Source organism: Shinella granuli (assembly GCF_004341885.1).
GTDB classification, from domain to species: domain Bacteria; phylum Pseudomonadota; class Alphaproteobacteria; order Rhizobiales; family Rhizobiaceae; genus Shinella; species Shinella granuli.
The window spans coordinates 1-17,184 of sequence record NZ_SLVX01000035.1 but is presented as its reverse complement, the minus strand read 5'-3'; the positions used below and the strand labels follow the sequence as shown (position 1 = coordinate 17,184).

The following is a 17,184-nucleotide window of genomic DNA, read 5'->3' as shown; positions in this document are numbered from 1 at the left end:
TTGCGACGATCCGCGCCGCAATGCCCCTCACAGCCGCCCCTCGCCGCTCCTATCTATGGACCGGCGACAAGAAACGGAGACCGGAATGTCCGCTGAAATCGAAAACCGCGTCAAGGAACTGGGCTACGACATTCCCGTGGCCGCAGCGCCGGCCGCCAACTACGTGCCCTTCGTCATCAGCGGCAACGTGCTCCACATTTCCGGCCAGTTGCCGATGCTGGACGGCAAGCTCGCCGTCACCGGCCATCTCGGCGGGAATGTCGACGTGCCCGGCGGCCAGAAGGCGGCGGAACTGTGCGCTCTCGGCCTTCTCGCCCAGGCCAAGGCCGCCCTCGGCGACCTCTCGCGCATCAAGCGCATCATCAAGATCAACGGCTTCGTCGCCTCCGCGCCGGATTTCGTCGAACAGCACCTCGTCATCAACGGCGCGTCGAACTTCCTCGTCGCGGCCCTCGGCGATGCCGGCAAGCATGCCCGCGCCGCCGTCGGCATGGCCGCGCTTCCCCTGAATGCGGCCGTCGAGATCGACGCCATCATGGAAATCGCCTGATGCAGAAATTCCACTGGCTGACCGAGCGGCCGATCGCCCATCGCGGCTATCACGATCTCAACCGCAAGGTCTGGGAAAACACGCTCTCCGCCTTCGCCCGCGCGGCCGATGCCGGCTTTGCCATCGAATGCGACCTGCACTATGCCGCCGATGCCATTCCCGTCGTGTTCCATGACGACGACCTGAAGCGGCTCTGCGGCATCGAGGGGGACGTGCGCCAGCGCACCGCCGCCGAACTCGGCCTCCTGAAGGTCGGCGGCACGCAGGACGGCGTGCCGACGCTCCGGCAGCTCCTCGACCTCGTGAAGGGCCGCGTGCCGCTCGTCCTGGAGCTGAAGGGGCGCGAGGGCGATGACGACGGCTTCGCCATGGCCGTGCTCGACACGATCGAAGACTATGACGGCCCCGTCGCGCTGATGAGCTTCGACCATTGGCTCTTGAAGGACCTCAAGGCGATCGGCACCAGCCGTCCCGTCGGCCTGACGGCGGAAGGCGCGCGGCCGGAAAACTTCGCCGTGCACGAGGAGGCGATGCAGCTCGGGCTCGATTTCATCTCCTATTATTACGGCCATCTGCCGAACGCCTTCGTCAGCCGGCAGCGCGACCTCGGCCGGCAGGTCATCACCTGGACCGTGCGCGACGACGAGGCGCGCACGATCACGGCGCTCAACGCGGACCAGATGACCTTCGAGGGCTTCGATCCGCGCGAGCCGCTGACGGCATAACATGGCCGGGACGGTGCGCATCCGCGTCGAAACCAGCTTCGCCGATATTCCGGCGGGCGACTGGGGGCGTCTTTCCGGCGCCTCCAGGGACGACGCGCAGGTGCCGTACAATCCCTTTGTCAGCCACGCCTTCCTCTCCGCGCTGGAAGAATCGGGCTGTGCCGTCGCCGAGACCGGCTGGCTCGGCCAGCACCTCCTCCTGGAGGGCGACGACGGCGCCCTTCTCGGCGCCCTGCCCGTCTATCTGAAGAACCACAGCCAGGGCGAATATGTCTTCGACCATGGCTGGGCCGACGCCTTCGAGCGTGCCGGCGGGCGCTATTATCCCAAGCTGCAGGCCTCCATTCCCTTCACCCCGGCCACCGGCCCGCGCCTCCTCCACCGGGCGGACCAGCCGGTCATCGCGACCCAGGCCGCGCTGGCCGAGGGACTGAAGGAACTGTCGAAACGCCATGGCGTCTCCTCGGCGCATGTCACCTTCGTGCCGGAAGCGGAAATGCCGGTCTTCGAGGCCGCGGGCTACCTGCACCGCACGGACCAGCAGTTCCATTTCCTCAATGCGGGCTACGGCTCGCATGCGGATTTCCTGGAAACGCTCGCCTCCCGCAAGCGCAAGGCGCTGAAGAAGGAGCGCCGCACGGCGCTCGAGCACGGCATCGAAATCGACTGGCTGACCGGCGGGGACCTGACCGAAAAAATCTGGGACCAGTTCTTCACCTTCTACATGGACACCGGCAGCCGCAAATGGGGCCGGCCCTATCTCAACCGACGCTTCTACAGCCTGATCGGCGAGCGCATGGCGGACGACATCCTGCTCGTGATGGCAAGGCGCAACGGCCGCTACATCGCCGGCGCGATCAACTTCATCGGCGGCGACACGCTCTTCGGCCGGCATTGGGGCTGCATCGAGGACCATGCCTTCCTGCATTTCGAGGTCTGCTACCACCAGGCCATCGATTTCGCGATCGAGAAGGGGCTGGCGCGGGTCGAGGCCGGCGCGCAGGGCGAGCACAAGCTGGCGCGCGGCTACCTGCCCGTCACCACCCATTCGGCCCACCACATCACCCATCCGGGCCTGCGGCGTGCCGTCGCCGATTATCTCGAGCGCGAGCGCCGTGACGTCGAGGCGACGGGCGAATATCTTGCCGAACACGGCCCCTTCCGCCGCATGAGCGGCCAGGACGACCACGACTGAGCACATCGGAGACGAGCATGACCGCCTACGACACGAACAACATCTTCGCGAAGATCCTGCGCGGCGAGATCCCCGCGCACCGCGTCTACGAGGACGACGACGCCGTTGCCTTCATGGACGTGATGCCGCAGGCGAACGGGCACACGCTCGTCATCCCCAAGACGCCGTCGCGCAACATCCTCGACGCCGCCCCGCAGACGCTGTCGCGCCTGCTGCCGGTGGTGCAGAAGGTGGCGGCCGCCGCCAAGGAGGCTTTCGAGGCTGACGGCGTCACCGTCATGCAGTTCAACGAACCGGCCGCCGGCCAGACCGTCTACCACCTGCATTTCCACGTCATCCCGCGCGTCGAGGGCCAGCCGCTGAAGCCGCATTCCGGCACGATGGAGGACCAGGGCGTGCTCGCGGCCAATGCGGAGAAGCTGCGCAAGGCGCTGAAGGGCTGACATATCGCGCGGCCCCTCATCCGGCCTGCCGGCCGCCTTCTCCCCGTGAACGGGGAGAAGGGGATATGCCGCGCCGGTTTCCTCAAACAAGTCCCGTTCGTGGGGCAGGTCCCCTCTCCCCGCTTGCGGGGAGAGGGTTAGGGTGAGGGGCAAACCCCACACGGAATCGCCCGTTTCAAACACCCAGCAAGACCAGCCCCGCGGCAAGGAACGCGATGGCCGCGGCAATGCCGGCGATCTGGCGGAAGCGGCCACCGATGAAGAAGCAGAGGCCGCCGAACATGACGGCCCCGAGCCGCAGCCAGAGAGGCGAGGCCTCCAGCGTGCCGGTCGGGAAGACGATCAGCTTGGCGATGACCGCCGCCACCAGCGCCGTCGCCACTGCCCTCACCCAGTTCAGGAGCTCGGACCGTTCGTCGATGCGGTTGCCGGCGATGACGCCCGCCCAGCGCCAGAGATCCGTCGCCAGCCAGCCGGCGATGGCGATGTAGATATAGGGCCAGAGACCGTCGAAGCTCATCGCGCCGCCTCCCGGCGGCGCAGCGCGCGCTCGCCCCACCAGGCCGCGGTGCCGCCGATGACGCCGGCCAGCAGGATGTCGTATTCGGGCGCGACCACCGCGAAGATGGTGCCGAGCGCGAGCCCGATGCCGAGCGCCCAGTAGATCACCCGGTGGCGCGCGGAAATCCAGATCGAGGTGAGAAAATAGACCGGCGTCAGGAAAAACAGGCAGCCGGAGACGATGGGCGGGAACTCCGAGACCGCGCCATAGACGAGGCCGACGAGCACGATATTGGTGAGCGTCAGCGTCACGCCGAAGCCGGCGAAGAAGGCGACGCGGCCGCCGCGCGGCACGTCCCGCACCTTCTCCATCGCGAAGACCCAGGCGGTGATGGCGACGAAATGCGAGACGATCAGCAGCAGCCAGGTCGGCGTGCGGCGGTCACGGATTTCCGGGATGAGCGCCGCCACCATCGGCATCATGCGCACCGAGGACAACGTCACCGCGAGGAACGCCGTCGCGATGTGTGCGCCCGACAGCATGGAGCCGACGAGAATCACCTTGGCCGGCAGCGCCCAGACCATGCCGGTCATGAACATCACCTGGTCGACCGGCACCTTCGCCTCCGCCGTGAAGGCGGCGAACCCCACGAAGGACAGCATCAGGATGATCGCCGGCAGGCTGAAGATGCCGCGCATGCCGAGGAGGAACCAGTGGCTCTGGGATTGGGGGTCTGGCGGGGCGGTCATTCAATTCTCTTGCAGAAAAACAAAGCCGGACGGCTACCCCTCCGTCATGGTCGGGCTTGACCCGACCATCCACGCCACGCCCGCGCTTGTGGATCCTCGGCTCGGGGCCGAGGATGACGACAGAGGGTGGGCGCGGTTTGCGATCGTATGGGACCGGCTTGGCAGGGTGGCTTGCGCCATTTCTTCAACAATATGGGCCGGGCAGTCGCCTGCCCGGCCCCTTCAATCTGCAAACCGTTATTTCTTGCGCGGCACCTTGGGAACGGCGCCGGACGCCTTGCGCGGCGGCTCGTCCTTCGGCTCCTCGGCCTTGGCCTCCACCGCCTTCTTCGAAGCGCGGGCCTTGGCGGGCGCGGCCTCGGCGGCGACGGTCTCCTTGGGCTTGCGGGGCTTGGCCTTCTTGGCGGCTGCCTCCTCGACCTCGGCCTTCGGCTTGATCGGCGCGGTTTCCGGCACGGCGTCGAGGATCAGGCCCTTCGAGCCGTCTTCCTTCAGGCCGACGGTGACGCGCACGACGCCGCCCTTCTTCAGCTTGCCGAAGAGGATCTCGTCGGCGAGCTTCTTCTTGATGTTCTCCTGGATGACGCGCGCCAGCGGGCGGGCACCCATCTTCTCGTCGTAGCCCTTCTCCGCCAGCCAGGAGATCGCCTCGGGCTGGAGATCGAAGGTGACGTTGCGCTCGGCAAGCTGGGTTTCCAGTTGCATGACGAACTTCTGCACGACCTGGTGGATGACCGGCGTCGGCAGCGAGCCGAACGGGATGATCGCATCGAGGCGGTTGCGGAATTCCGGCGTGAACAGGCGGTTGATCGCCTCCATGTCCTCGCCCTCGCGCTTGGACGAGCCGAAGCCGATGGCGGCTTTCGCCATGTCGGAAGCGCCCGCATTGGTCGTCATGATCAGGATGACGTTGCGGAAGTCGATCTTCTTGCCGTTATGGTCGGTCAGCGAGCCGTGATCCATGACCTGCAACAGGATGTTGTAGAGGTCCGGATGCGCCTTCTCGATCTCGTCGAGCAGCAGCACGCAATGCGGATGCTGGTCGACGCCGTCGGTCAGGAGGCCGCCCTGATCGAAGCCGACATAGCCGGGAGGTGCCCCGAGCAGGCGGGAAACCGTGTGCCGCTCCATGTATTCCGACATGTCGAAGCGCAGGAGCTCCACGCCGAGCGACGCTGCGAGTTGCTTGGCGACTTCCGTCTTGCCGACGCCGGTGGGGCCGGAGAACAGGTAGCAGCCGATCGGCTTGTTCGGTTCGCGAAGACCGGCCCGCGACAGCTTGATCGCCGACGACAGCGCCTCGATGGCGAGGTCCTGGCCGTAGACGACCGAGCGCAGCTCCTTGTCGAGGTTGGCGAGCACCTGCTCGTCGTCCTTCGACACGGTCTTCGGCGGAATGCGGGCCATGGTGGCGATAGTCGCCTCGATCTCCTTCTCGGTGATCAGCTTGCGGCGCTTGCCGGCGGGCAGCAGCATCTGGGCCGCGCCGGTCTCGTCGATCACGTCGATCGCCTTGTCCGGCAGCTTGCGGTCGTTGATGTAGCGCGCCGACAGTTCCACCGCGGTCTTGATCGCCTCGTTGGAATAGCGGAGCTTGTGATACTCCTCGAAATAGGGTTTTAGCCCCTTCATGATCTCGATCGTGTCGTCGATGGTCGGCTCGTTGACGTCGATCTTCTGGAAGCGGCGGACAAGCGCCCGGTCCTTCTCGAAGAACTGGCGGTATTCCTTGTAGGTCGTCGAGCCGATGCAGCGGATCGCGCCGGAGGAGAGCGCCGGCTTCAGGAGGTTCGAGGCGTCCATCGCGCCGCCCGAGGTGGCGCCCGCGCCGATGACCGTATGGATCTCGTCGATGAAGAGGACGGCGCCCGGATAGTCTTCCAGTTCCTTGACGACCTGCTTCAGGCGCTCCTCGAAGTCACCGCGATAGCGGGTGCCGGCGAGCAGCGTGCCCATGTCGAGCGAGAAGATCGTCGCGTCGGCCAGCGCTTCCGGCACCTTGCCTTCGACGATGCGCTTGGCGAGGCCCTCGGCGATGGCCGTCTTGCCGACGCCGGGATCGCCCACATAGAGCGGGTTGTTCTTGGAACGACGGCACAGGACCTGGATCGTGCGGTTGACCTCGGCGTGACGGCCGATCAGCGGATCGATCTTGCCGCCCTTCGCCTTCTCGTTGAGGTTGACGCAGTAGGCCGTCAGGGCGTCCTGCTTCTTGGCGGGCTCCTCCTGCTCGTTGGCGCCGCGGGTCTGCTTCTGTTCGTTCTCGGCGTCATCCGCGCCGCGCACCGGGCGCTGCTCGGAGGTGCCGGGGCGCTTGCCGATGCCGTGCGAGATGAAGTTGACGGCGTCGTAGCGCGTCATCTCCTGCTCCTGCAGGAAATAGGCGGCATGGCTCTCGCGCTCGGCGAAGATCGCGACGAGCACGTTGGCGCCGGTCACTTCCTCGCGGCCGGAGGACTGGACATGGATCACCGCGCGCTGGATGACGCGCTGGAAGCCGGAGGTCGGCTTGGAATCCTCCTCGTAACCCGTCACCAGGTTGGCGAGATCATGGTCGACATAATCGGTGACGGTCTTGCGCAGAACGTCGAGATTGACGTTGCAGGCGCCCATCACGGCGGCCGCATCTCCGTCGTCGATCAGGGCGAGCAGGAGATGTTCGAGCGTCGCATATTCGTGATGGCGCTCGTTCGCATAGGTCAGTGCCTGGTGGAGGGCCTTTTCAAGGCTGGCAGAAAATGTTGGCACGTTCGTTCCTCATTTCTTTTCCATGACACATTGCAGCGGATGCTGGTGCTGGCGGGAGAAATCCATCACCTGTGTCACTTTGGTTTCGGCAACCTCGTAGGTGAACACGCCACACTCGCCTACGCCATGATTGTGCACATGCAGCATGATCCGCGTGGCCGCTTCCCGGTCCTTCTGGAAGAAACGTTCCAGGATGTGGATCACAAACTCCATGGGCGTATAATCATCATTGAGAAGCAGGACGCGATACAGGCTCGGCTTCTTCGTCTTAGGTTTCGTGCGGGTAATGACGGAGGTGCTGCGACCGGGAGTGTCGCCGCCGCCTTCCCCATCCTGCATTCGAACCCGTCTCACATCCATTTTCGTCTTCATTCCCTTGACTGTGCGGGCCCTTGATCGCGGTCGCTTACCTGTGGCGTACCGCCTGTCCGAGGTTGTCTTCTGGACCTGTTATCTAATGTCTCGGCACACGATTGTAAGACCCCCGCTTCGCACTGCAATCATAATCGCGGGTCATCCGAAGGAAATAGCGAAATTTGCTGCCGCTGCGTCAGCCTCGCGCAATCCCCGGAACGCGCGAAGGCCGGCTGCGGTTGCCCACAGCCGGCCCATGAACGCTATACGCGTACGCAGTACTTTGAAAGATCAGGCGGCGACGGCGGCCTTGGCGGCAGCAGTGGCCTTGGCGACCGGCGCTTCGTAGGGCTTGTAGGCGCCCTTGGCGAGATCGGCATACATTTCGCCAAGCTTGGTGGCTTCGGCGACGAAACCTTCATAGGAGGACTTCACGAAGGCGGTCTGCAGTTCGAGAGCGGCTTCGACGCTCTTGACGCCCGAGAGCTTCTCGAAGTGGGCGAGGCCGTTTTCGAAGGACTTCTTGGAATAGTCTGCCGTTTCGGTGGCGATCGCCTGCCAGCCCTGTGCGGCCGTCGTGTAGCTCTTGACGAACGCGTCCACGGCTTCCTTGCTCTTCTTGTTTGCCTCGTCGAAATTGAACATCGAAGTCTCCTTTGGATCCCGGTGATATGGTCCAAAATCTATATGCGATGCACAAAAAAGTCAATGAATTGCTGCGATGCAATATTTCGCAGGCAAAGCAAGACCTTGCGTCATAGGCATGATTATTGGGGCTGACAAAAGCCTAGTTGTCGCAAAATTATAATGAAAAGGCCCGGCGCCAAGGGCTACCGGGCCTTTATTCCGTGCGATTGCCGGCAGATCACAGATCGATGTCGAGGATCGCCATGGAGAAGTTGTAGGAGAGTTCCCCGTCCTCGTCGTCACGGAAGATGACGCCCAGGAATTCGTCGCCGAGATAGACTTCCGCGGACTCGTCCTTGCGCGGACGGGCCTTCACGACAATCTCCTTGTTGAGATTGCGCTTGAAGTAGGCTTCGAGCTTCCTGATTTCTTCCGGCTTCACGATCTGTCTCCGTCATCGGTTGAGTTGCCGCGCTTCTCGCACCTGCTTCCGGTCCTGTAAACCCTCGAATTCCGGAAGAAAGCGACTTTTCCCGCGTTGGCGTGTTCGCGCAGCGCCGAGCGGCAAAACCGCCCGCCCGTGTTCCGCGGCCCGTCAGAGGTCGTAGTCGAAGGCGGCCAGAAGCTGGTCCATGGCGCGGGACGGCTCGTTGCAGCCCGCCTCGCCGATCACCTTGGCGGGCACGCCCGCAACGGTCGATTTCGGCGGAACAGGCTTGAGCACGACGGAACCTGCGGCGATGCGCGAGCAATGGCCGATATGGATGTTGCCGAGGATTTTTGCGCCCGCGCCGATCATCACGCCGTCGCCGATCTTCGGATGGCGGTCGCCGCCCTCCTTGCCGGTGCCGCCGAGCGTGACGTTGTGGAGGATCGAGACATTGTCGCCGATCACGGCCGTCTCGCCGACGACGAGGCCCGTCGCATGGTCGAGGAAGAAGCCCTTGCCGATGCGCGCGGCCGGATTGATGTCCGTCTGGAAGACGCTGGAGGAGCGGCTTTGCAGATAGAGCGCAAGGTCGCGCCGCCCCTTCGCATGGAGCCAGTTGGCCAGGCGATGGGTCTGGATGGCGTGGAAGCCCTTGAAATAGAGCACGGCATCGAGGAAGCGCAGGCAGGCGGGGTCGCGGTCGTAGACGGCCTGGATGTCGACGCGCAGGATGCCGCCCCATTCCGGCCACTCGTCCAGCATCTCGTCGAAGATCTGGTGCAGGAGGTTGGCCTGCAGGTCCGGATGGTCGAGCCGTTCGCAGACGCGGTGGATCACGCTTTCCTCGAGCGACCGCTGGTTCAGCACCGTCGAATAGAGGAAGGCCGCCAGCAGCGGCTCGGCCTGGGCGGCGACGCGGGCTTCCTCGCGCAGGCTGTCCCAGATCGGATCCATGGCCTTGAGCTTCTCGCCGGCCCGCAGTTCGTTCATCGCGACCATCGCCGCACTCCTTGTCGTCTGTCCCACTCTATATAGAGCAAATGGCGCCGGCGCGAAATGGCCGGCGACCATCGTCGTAAACGGCCGCTCAGCGGTCGCCGATCTGCGCATAGAATTCCAGCACGGCGCGCTTGAAGACCTTGTCGCCGACGGCCAGCATGTGGTCGCGGCCGGGAATGTCGAGCGCGCGTGCATCCGGCATGAGGTCGGCGAGCGGCTGCGGGCTGCCTGCAATGTCGTCCTTCGTGCCGACGCCGATCAGCGCGGGCATGTCGATGCGGGCCATGTCGGCTGCCGTCAGGAGATCGCGCGAGGTCATGATGCAGGCGGCAAGCGCCTGCCGGTCGGATTTCGTCTGGTCGGCGAAGGCGCGGAACATGCGGCCGCGATCATGCGTCACGGCGTCGAGCGAGGGCGCCAGCAGCGCGTCGGCGATCGGGTCCCAGTCGCCGACGCCTTCCACCATGCCGATGCCGAGGCCACCGAAGACGACGGAGCGCACGCGGTGCGGATGGGCGAGCGCCATGAAAGCGGTGATGCGCGCGCCCATGGAATAGCCGAAGACATGGGCTTCGGGGATCGCCAGGTGATCGAGCAGCGCGGCGGCGTCGCCCGCCATCAGCGGCGGCGTGTAGAGCGCGGGATCATGCGGCTTGGCGCTCCTGCCGTGGCCACGATTGTCGAGCGCGATGACGCGGTAGCCGGCATCCCCCAGCGTCTTCAGCCAGCCGGGAAACACCCAGTTGACATTGGCGCTGGAGGCAAAGCCGTGGATCAGCAGCACCGGAGGCCCCGACGGATCGCCCTCATCGAAGAAGGCGAGCTCCAGGCCGTCGTGGGTGAAACGGGAAAAGGGCGGGGGATCGAGGTTCATCGCGGGCCGTCTTTCGTTTGCATGTCCCCGCTCTTACTGCCCTTTGCCCGCGGAGAAAACGGCCGGCAGGCGGAAATCTCCCGGGGCGCGGCGGTTTTGCATCTACACATTTGCGGCGAAGGCGACTATGGTCCGCGCCAGAAAGACGGCATTCCAGGAGCATCGACATGGCTGGCCACAGCATTCCCCATTTCCAGAACGACGGCGGCCATCGCTCGATCGAGATCGGCGTGAAGGAATTCATGTGCGTCGGCGCTTCCGTGCCCTACGACCACCCGCATGTCTTCCTCGACATGGGGGACGACAACGAGAAGGTCTGCCCCTACTGCTCGACGCTCTACCGCTACAACCCGGCGCTCAAGGCCAGCCAGACCGACCCGGCCGGCTGCACCTTCACCAACCAGGTCGCGGCGTGACGGCCGGAAGGCCGCCGCAACCATGCCTTCCGTAAAATCCGCAAGCATCGTCGGCGCCGGCATTGCCGGCCTGACGGCGGCCCTTGCGCTCGCCCGCAAGGGCATTGCGGTGCATGTCCTGGAACAGGCCCCCGCCCTCGAAGAGGTCGGCGCCGGCCTGCAGCTCTCGCCCAATGCCTCGCGCATCCTCACCCAGCTCGGCCTGCTCGATGCCCTTGCCGCGCGCTGGAGCGAGCCGGACCATATCCTGCTGTCCTCGGGCCATGCGCTCGCCCCCCTCGCCTCCGTCCCGGCCGGCGCCGCCGCACGCGGACGCTGGGGGGCGCCCTACGGCGTGCTGCACCGCGCCTCGCTGCAGGCCGTGCTGCTCGACGCCGTCAGCCGGGAACCGCTCTGCACGCTGACGACCGGCCGGCGAATCGAAACGGCCGAGCATGCCCTGGAGCAAGTCCAGCAACGGCGCGCAGCGGCCTTGCATCCGGAATTGCGGGAAACCGAAGGGCCGGGGCGTTTTCACGGTTCGCAGAAAAACGAAAACGATCTGGTCGCCGCACCGGCCGATCTGGTGATCGCCGCCGACGGTGTCTGGTCGCAGCTGCGCCAGGGGGTGCCCGGTGCCCTGCCCGCGCGCTATTCCGGCACCATCGCCTGGCGTTTCCTCGTGCCCTATGGCGCCGCGCCGCCTTTCCTCAATCCACGCACCGTCACGGCCTTCCTCGGCCCGCAGGCCCATCTCGTCGCCTATCCGCTCGCCGAGGCGCAGGCGTTCAACATCGTCGCCCTCCACGCGCATCGGCAGGCGCCGGCGGCCGGCTGGTCCCGCAAGGGCGATGCCGCCGCCCGCGCCCGCCTGCTCGATGCCTTCTCCGGCTGGCATGCCGATATCCGCCAGTTGCTTGCCGAGGCGCGCGATCCGCTGATGTGGCCGCTCTTCGAATGCCCCGACGGGGCCTGGACCGATGGTGGGAAGACCGTGCTGATCGGCGATGCCGCGCATGCCATGACGCCCTTTGCCGCCCAGGGCGCGGCAATGGCGATCGAGGATGCGGCGCTGCTGGCAAACCGCCTCGCCCGGGCATCCGACACGGGACAGGCGCTGCGGCACTTCGAGGCGACCCGCCGCGAACGAATCGCCAGGGTGCGCAGCCGCGGCGCCTTCAACCGCTTCGCCTACCATGCCCGCGGCCCGATCGCGCTTACCCGCAATCTCGTCCTGTCGCTGCGCGGCCCCGAAAGCCTCGCCGCCGATCTCGACTGGCTCTACGGTTACCGCACGCCGGACTGATCAGGCCCCTCAGACGGCCCGCGCCGCCGCGAGCCCGCGCTCGATATCGGCCTTGATGTCCTTCACGTCCTCAAGGCCGATCTGGAGACGAAGGACCGGGCCTTCCTCCGGCCCCTTGGCGACGCGGCGGTCGTTGAGATTGACATGCACGGCAAGGCACTCGAAGCCGCCCCAGGAATAGCCGAGGCCGAAAATGCCGAGCGCGTCGAGGAAGGCATGGGCCTTCGCCTTGTAGCGCTCCGGCGAACCGCCCTTGAGGACGATGGAGAAGATGCCGCTCGCGCCCTTGAAGTCGCGCTTCCAGAGCGCGTGGCCGGGAAAGCTCGGCAGGGCCGGATGAAGCACGCGGGAGACGTCGTCGACGCCCTCCAGCCAGCGGGCCAGCTCCAGCGCGCTTTCCTGGTGCCGCTCCAGCCTGACACCCATGGTGCGCAGGCCGCGCAGCACCTGGTAGGCGTCGTCCGGCGAGGCGCAGGTGCCGAGCGTGATCTGCGCGTCGTGCAACTGGGCCCAATGGGCCGCATTGGCCGAGACGGTGCCGAAAAGGATGTCGGAATGGCCTGCCGGGTATTTCGTCGCCGCGTGGATGGAAATGTCGACGCCGAAATCCAGCGGACGGAAAAAGAGCGGCGTCGCCCAGGTATTGTCCATGCTGACCACGGCGCCATGCTTGTGCGCCATGGCGGCGATCGCCGGGATGTCCTGCATCTCGAAGGTGTTGGAGCCCGGCGCCTCGGTGTGCACCAGCCTGGTGTTCGGCCGGATCAGCGCCTCGATGCCGGCGCCGATCGCCGGATCGTAATATTCGACCGAAACGCCGAGGCGCTTCAGCATCGTGTCGCAGAAATGGCGGGTCGGGTGATAGACCGAATCGACGATGAGCGCATGGTCGCCGGCCGACAGGAAGGCGAGGAACGGCACCGTGACGGCGGCAAGGCCCGAGGGAACGAGGATGGTGCCGGCGGAACCCTCCAGTTCGTCGATGGCCGCGCAGAGCGCATCCGTCGTCGGCGTGCCGCGCGTGCCATAGGTGTATTTCTGCGCGCGGCTTTCCATCGTTGCCGCATCCGGGAAGAGCACGGTCGAGGCGTGCACGACGGGCGGATTGACGAAACCATGGTAGTCCGCCGGGTCGTTTCCGGCATGGGCAAGGCGGGTGTTCACGCCGGCGCCGGCGAGGATTTCGTCTCTGTTTTTCATGATCGATCCGAAGAAGATGCGAGGGGGTTTGTGGCGCCGACTTTTGGACAGGCGGGGCGACAGGTCAACCCCATGCGACGACGCAATCCCCGCTTCCAAAGCGCTTCAAGTGTTAAAGACGCGAATTTTTTGAGCGATTTACTGCACAAATCCCCGATCTTTCGCCCAAAATCCGGTCACAGGCCGACAAATTTAGGTTACCGACCGGAAAATGGCCGCCCTCACTTGACCCTGTGAAATTTTGAGCATGAGATAAGCAACCTCGCGCCGGGAGGGTGGCGAGTTCCATGGGCGCGCCCGACAAGGGCGCGGGACCTGCGGACAAAACAAAGACAACAGAAAAAGGTTGTGAAAAAATGGCAAAAAAAATCGTGACGGCGCTCGTCGGCGCTGCCGTACTGGGGCTTGGCGCAACGGCAGCACAGGCGGACACGCTCTCTGACGTGAAGGCCAAGGGCTTCGTGCAGTGCGGCGTGAACGGCTCGAACCTCGCCGGTTTCGGCGCGCAGGATTCGTCGGGCAACTGGGCGGGTCTCGACGTCGACCTCTGCAAGGCCGTGGCCGCGGCCGTCTTCGGCGATGCCACCAAGGTGAAATTCACCCCGCTTTCGGCCAAGGACCGCTTCCCGGCCCTTCAGTCGGGCGAAATCGATCTTCTGGCCCGCAACACCACCTGGAGCGTCAGTCGCGATTCGCAGCTCGGCTTCGATTTCCGCGCCGTGAACTACTATGACGGCCAGGGCTTCATGGTGAAGAAGGAACTCGGCGTGAAGTCCGCGCTGGAACTGTCCGGCGCCTCCGTCTGCGTGCAATCCGGCACCACGACCGAACTCAACCTCGCCGACTACTTCCGTTCCAACAACATGGACTTCAAGCCGGTCGTCTTCGAAGCGCAGGACGAAGCGGACGCCGCCTACAATGCCGGCCGCTGCGACGCCTACACGACCGACGCCTCGGGCCTCTACTCGATCCGCCTGAAGATGGCCAACCCGGACGACCATTTGGTTCTGCCGGAAATCATCTCCAAGGAGCCGCTCGGTCCGGCCGTCCGCCAGAACGATTCGCGGTGGCTCGATATCGTGAGCTGGTCGCACTATGCGATGGTCGCCGCCGAGGAATTCGGCATCACGACGGCCAATGTCGAGGAGATGAAGGCATCCGCCAACCCGGATATCAAGCGCTTCCTCGGCGAAGAGGCTGACTCGTCGATCGGCGCCGACCTCGGCCTGCCCAAGGACTGGGCCGTGCAGATCATCAAGGCTGTCGGCAACTATGGCGAATCCTTCGAGCGCAATGTCGGCGAAGGCTCCCCGCTCAAGATCGCCCGCGGCCTGAACGGGCTGTGGACGAAGGGCGGCCTGCAATACGCGCCGCCGGTTCGCTGAGCGGCCCGCGCCAATCCTTCCGGGAGGGCGGATAACCGCCCTCCCCTTTGAACAAACGCCCGGAAAACAGGGCGGAACCAACGTCAGGGGAAATGCATGGCTCTTGCGGATGCCCGAACAGGGTCCGGCGAACCGCCGAAGGTATCTCTTCTCTACAATCCGGCACTGAGAAGCATCGTCTATCAGGTCGTCACGCTCGTCGTGATCGTCGCGGTCGTCTGGTATGCGTGGAACAACGTCGTCCAGAACCTCGCGCGCGCCAACATGACGGCCGGTTTCGGCTTCCTGAACAGCCGCGCCGGCTTCGACCTCGCGCAAAGCCTGATCGACTATTCGAGCGACTCGACCTATTTCCGGGCGCTGCAGGTCGGTCTCATCAACACGCTCGTCGTCGCCGCCGCCGGCGTCATCACGGCGACGATCGTCGGCCTCCTGGTCGGCATCGGGCGCCTCTCGCACAACTGGCTGATCGCGCGGCTCTGCACGGTCTATGTGGAAATCTTCCGCAACATTCCGCCGCTGCTCGTCATCTTCTTCTGGTATCTCGGCGTTCTCGCCCTGCTGCCGTCGATCCGCTCCATCTTCCAGCACCTGGAGGAAAACCCGGACGCGGTCTTCTTCATCTCGAACCGCGGCATCTACATGCCGGCGCCGGTCTTCGGCGAAGGGTTCGGCGCGGTGGTCATCGCCTTCGCGATCGGCATCGTCGCGGCCATCGCCTTCACGGTCTGGGCCAATGCGCGCCAGCGCGCCACGGGCCTGCGCCCGCCGGTGCTCTGGGTCAATCTCGGCCTGATCGTGCTCCTCCCCTTCCTCGTCTTCCTCGTCATGGGCAGCCCGATGACGCTCGACTATGCGGTGCCGGGCTCCTTCAACATGCGGGGCGGCATGGTGATCGGGCCGGAGTTCCTGGCGCTCTACCTCGCGCTGTCGCTCTATACGGCCTCGTTCATCGCCGAGATCGTGCGCGCCGGCATCCGCGGCGTGTCCAAGGGCCAGACGGAAGCCTCCTATGCGCTGGGCCTTCGGCCCGGCCAGGCGACCCGCCTCGTCGTGCTGCCGCAGGCGCTCAGGATCATCATCCCGCCGCTCACCTCGCAGTATCTCAACCTCATCAAGAACTCCTCGCTCGCGGTCGCCGTCGGTTATGCCGACCTCGTCGCGGTCGGCGGCACCATCCTCAACCAGTCCGGCAAGTCGATCGAGATCATCTCGATCTGGATGCTGATCTATGTCTCGATCAGCCTCATCACCTCGCTGTTCATGAACTGGTTCAACGCCAAGATGGCCCTGGTGGAGCGCTGAGATGGCTGAAAGCATCACCTATGTCCGCGACCGCTTCATCGAAGCGGAAAAACCGCCGACCTCCGACAGTTCGGCCCTCGCCTGGATTCGTCACAACCTCTTCGCCTCGGCCACCGACGGCGCGATGACGATCATCGCCATCCTGGCGATCGTCTGGTACCTGCCGGCGGCCATCAACTGGCTGTTCATCTCCGCCGTGTGGACCGGCGCGGACCGTACCGTCTGCCTCACCACCGAACAGGGCGGGCAGCTTCCCGCCGGCTGGAGCGGCGCCTGCTGGGCCTATGTGAACGACCGCTTCGTGCAGTTCATGTTCGGCTCCTATCCGCGCGGCGAGCTGTGGCGGCCGCTGCTCGTCGTCGCCATGTTCGTCGGCCTGCTCATCCCGTTCCTGATCCCCAAGGTGCCGCGCAAGGGGCTGAACGCGCTCCTGCTGCTCGTCGTCTTCCCGATCGTCTCCTTCTTCCTGCTGCTCGGCGGCACGTTCGGCCTGCGCCATGTGGAGACCTCGCTGTGGGGCGGGCTGATGGTGACGCTCATCATCTCCTTCGTCGGCATCGTCGTCTCGCTGCCCGCCGGCATCCTCCTGGCGCTTGGCCGGCGCTCGCAGATGCCGATCCTGAAGACGGTCTGCATCGCCTTCATCGAGCTGATCCGCGGCGTGCCGCTGATCACCGTGCTCTTCATGGCGAGCGTGCTCCTGCCGCTGTTCCTCGAGCCCGGCAACAACATCGACAAGTTCCTGCGCGCGCTGATCGGCGTGTCGATCTTCGCGTCCGCCTATATGGCGGAGGTTATTCGCGGTGGTCTTCAAGCCATTCCGAAAGGGCAATATGAAGCGGCCGACGCTCTTGGTCTAAACTACTTCCACAAAATGACCTTCGTCGTGCTTCCGCAGGCCATCAAACTCGTGATCCCGGGCATCGTGAACACCTTCATCGGCATGTTCAAGGATACCTCCCTCGTCACGATCATTTCGATGTATGACCTGCTCGGCATCGTGAAGGCGAGTTTTGGGGATTCGGGCTGGATCACGCCGGTCACGCCGTTGACGGGTCTGATCTTCGCCGGCTTCGTGTTCTGGATTTTCTGCTTCGGCATGTCGCGCTATTCGGCCTTCGTGGAACGCCGGCTCGACACGGGCCACAAGAGATAACTGAGAGGAAACAACAACAATGGCAAACCAGGCCCAGGCGCAAAAGATGACGGTCTCCGCGACGGATGTCGCCGTCGAGATCGTCAACATGAACAAGTGGTACGGCGATTTCCACGTGCTGCGCGACATCAACCTCAAGGTCATGAAGGGCGAGCGCATCGTCATCGCCGGCCCGTCGGGCTCCGGCAAGTCGACGATGATCCGCTGCATCAACCGCCTGGAAGAACACCAGAAGGGCCAG

Annotated in this window: 19 protein-coding genes; 10 read left to right on the top strand and 9 right to left on the bottom strand. The window is 64.8% G+C overall.

Going from position 1 to position 17,184, the window contains the following annotated elements; all coding sequences use genetic code 11:
* Positions 1 to 85: 85 nt before the first annotated feature.
* Genes EV665_RS29120 through EV665_RS29105 form a run of 4 tightly spaced genes read left to right on the top strand, consistent with a single transcriptional unit; the run spans position 86 to position 2,913 of the window.
* The gene (locus EV665_RS29120) at positions 86 to 550 is read left to right on the top strand and encodes a RidA family protein (RefSeq protein WP_133036826.1); all 465 of its coding nucleotides are present in this window, start codon (positions 86 to 88) and stop codon (positions 548 to 550) included.
* The gene (locus EV665_RS29115; protein ID WP_064330157.1) at positions 550 to 1,275 is read left to right on the top strand and encodes a glycerophosphodiester phosphodiesterase; all 726 of its coding nucleotides are present in this window, start codon (positions 550 to 552) and stop codon (positions 1,273 to 1,275) included. The genes EV665_RS29120 and EV665_RS29115 overlap by 1 nt, the downstream gene beginning before the upstream one ends.
* Before the next feature lies 1 nt (position 1,276).
* Positions 1,277 to 2,470 carry a GNAT family N-acetyltransferase gene (locus tag EV665_RS29110; protein ID WP_133036825.1) on the top strand — a complete coding sequence of 398 codons (1,194 nt, stop codon included), beginning with the start codon at positions 1,277 to 1,279 and terminating at the stop codon, positions 2,468 to 2,470.
* A gap of 17 nt (positions 2,471 to 2,487) precedes the next feature.
* Positions 2,488 to 2,913: an HIT family protein gene (locus EV665_RS29105; protein WP_133036824.1), complete on the top strand. Its 426-nt coding sequence runs from the start codon at positions 2,488 to 2,490 to the stop codon at positions 2,911 to 2,913.
* Between the two features lie 175 nt (positions 2,914 to 3,088).
* Here EV665_RS29105 and EV665_RS29100 read toward each other — a convergent pair whose 3' ends face one another.
* The 8 genes from EV665_RS29100 to EV665_RS29065 form a co-directional block, all read right to left on the bottom strand.
* Positions 3,089 to 3,433 carry an AzlD domain-containing protein gene (locus tag EV665_RS29100; RefSeq protein ID WP_133036823.1) on the bottom strand — a complete coding sequence of 115 codons (345 nt, stop codon included), beginning with the start codon at positions 3,431 to 3,433 and terminating at the stop codon, positions 3,089 to 3,091.
* Positions 3,430 to 4,164: an AzlC family ABC transporter permease gene (locus tag EV665_RS29095; RefSeq protein WP_133036822.1), complete on the bottom strand. Its 735-nt coding sequence runs from the start codon at positions 4,162 to 4,164 to the stop codon at positions 3,430 to 3,432. Before EV665_RS29095 ends, EV665_RS29100 begins: the two co-directional genes overlap by 4 nt.
* Before the next feature lie 237 nt (positions 4,165 to 4,401).
* A complete protein-coding gene (gene clpA, locus EV665_RS29090; protein WP_064330162.1) occupies positions 4,402 to 6,912 on the bottom strand; it encodes an ATP-dependent Clp protease ATP-binding subunit ClpA in 2,511 nt (836 codons plus the stop codon).
* A gap of 9 nt (positions 6,913 to 6,921) precedes the next feature.
* Positions 6,922 to 7,272, bottom strand: a complete 351-nt coding sequence (gene clpS, locus EV665_RS29085; protein WP_037408383.1) for an ATP-dependent Clp protease adapter ClpS — start codon at positions 7,270 to 7,272, stop codon at positions 6,922 to 6,924.
* 285 nt (positions 7,273 to 7,557) lie between these two features.
* Complete coding sequence (locus EV665_RS29080) at positions 7,558 to 7,911, bottom strand: phasin family protein (RefSeq protein WP_133036821.1); 354 nt, start codon at positions 7,909 to 7,911, stop codon at positions 7,558 to 7,560.
* A gap of 220 nt (positions 7,912 to 8,131) precedes the next feature.
* Entirely contained in the window at positions 8,132 to 8,335 is a 204-nt protein-coding gene (locus EV665_RS29075; RefSeq protein WP_064330164.1) for a DUF3126 family protein, read from the bottom strand.
* A gap of 153 nt (positions 8,336 to 8,488) precedes the next feature.
* Positions 8,489 to 9,322: a serine O-acetyltransferase gene (gene cysE, locus EV665_RS29070; protein WP_064330165.1), complete on the bottom strand. Its 834-nt coding sequence runs from the start codon at positions 9,320 to 9,322 to the stop codon at positions 8,489 to 8,491.
* Positions 9,323 to 9,410: 88 nt separating this feature from the next.
* A complete protein-coding gene (locus EV665_RS29065; RefSeq protein WP_064330166.1) occupies positions 9,411 to 10,196 on the bottom strand; it encodes an alpha/beta fold hydrolase in 786 nt (261 codons plus the stop codon).
* A 167-nt stretch (positions 10,197 to 10,363) separates the two neighbouring features.
* On the opposite strand from EV665_RS29065, the gene EV665_RS29060 reads away from it, so the two are divergent.
* Both EV665_RS29060 and EV665_RS29055 read left to right on the top strand, forming a co-directional pair.
* The gene (locus EV665_RS29060; RefSeq protein ID WP_064330167.1) at positions 10,364 to 10,612 is read left to right on the top strand and encodes a zinc-finger domain-containing protein; all 249 of its coding nucleotides are present in this window, start codon (positions 10,364 to 10,366) and stop codon (positions 10,610 to 10,612) included.
* 22 nt (positions 10,613 to 10,634) lie between these two features.
* The gene (locus EV665_RS29055) at positions 10,635 to 11,897 is read left to right on the top strand and encodes an FAD-dependent monooxygenase (RefSeq protein ID WP_133036820.1); all 1,263 of its coding nucleotides are present in this window, start codon (positions 10,635 to 10,637) and stop codon (positions 11,895 to 11,897) included.
* 9 nt (positions 11,898 to 11,906) lie between these two features.
* Here the strand turns inward: EV665_RS29055 and EV665_RS29050 are convergent, their stop codons facing one another.
* Positions 11,907 to 13,097 (bottom strand): cystathionine beta-lyase, encoded by a 1,191-nt coding sequence (locus EV665_RS29050; RefSeq protein WP_133036819.1) that lies wholly within the window; start codon positions 13,095 to 13,097, stop codon positions 11,907 to 11,909.
* A gap of 356 nt (positions 13,098 to 13,453) precedes the next feature.
* Here EV665_RS29050 and EV665_RS29045 point away from each other — a divergent pair, with 356 nt between their 5' ends.
* The 4 genes from EV665_RS29045 to EV665_RS29030 form a co-directional block, all read left to right on the top strand.
* Positions 13,454 to 14,482, top strand: coding sequence for an amino acid ABC transporter substrate-binding protein (locus EV665_RS29045; protein ID WP_064330170.1), 1,029 nt, complete (start codon positions 13,454 to 13,456; stop codon positions 14,480 to 14,482).
* A 96-nt stretch (positions 14,483 to 14,578) separates the two neighbouring features.
* On the top strand, positions 14,579 to 15,787 hold the full coding sequence (locus tag EV665_RS29040; protein ID WP_133036818.1) for an amino acid ABC transporter permease: 1,209 nt from the start codon (positions 14,579 to 14,581) through the stop codon (positions 15,785 to 15,787).
* A gap of 1 nt (position 15,788) precedes the next feature.
* Positions 15,789 to 16,943, top strand: a complete 1,155-nt coding sequence (locus EV665_RS29035; RefSeq protein ID WP_064330172.1) for an amino acid ABC transporter permease — start codon at positions 15,789 to 15,791, stop codon at positions 16,941 to 16,943.
* Positions 16,944 to 16,962: 19 nt separating this feature from the next.
* Positions 16,963 to 17,184: ATP-binding cassette domain-containing protein (locus EV665_RS29030; RefSeq protein ID WP_133036817.1), on the top strand; the 222-nt coding region annotated here is incomplete at its 3' end.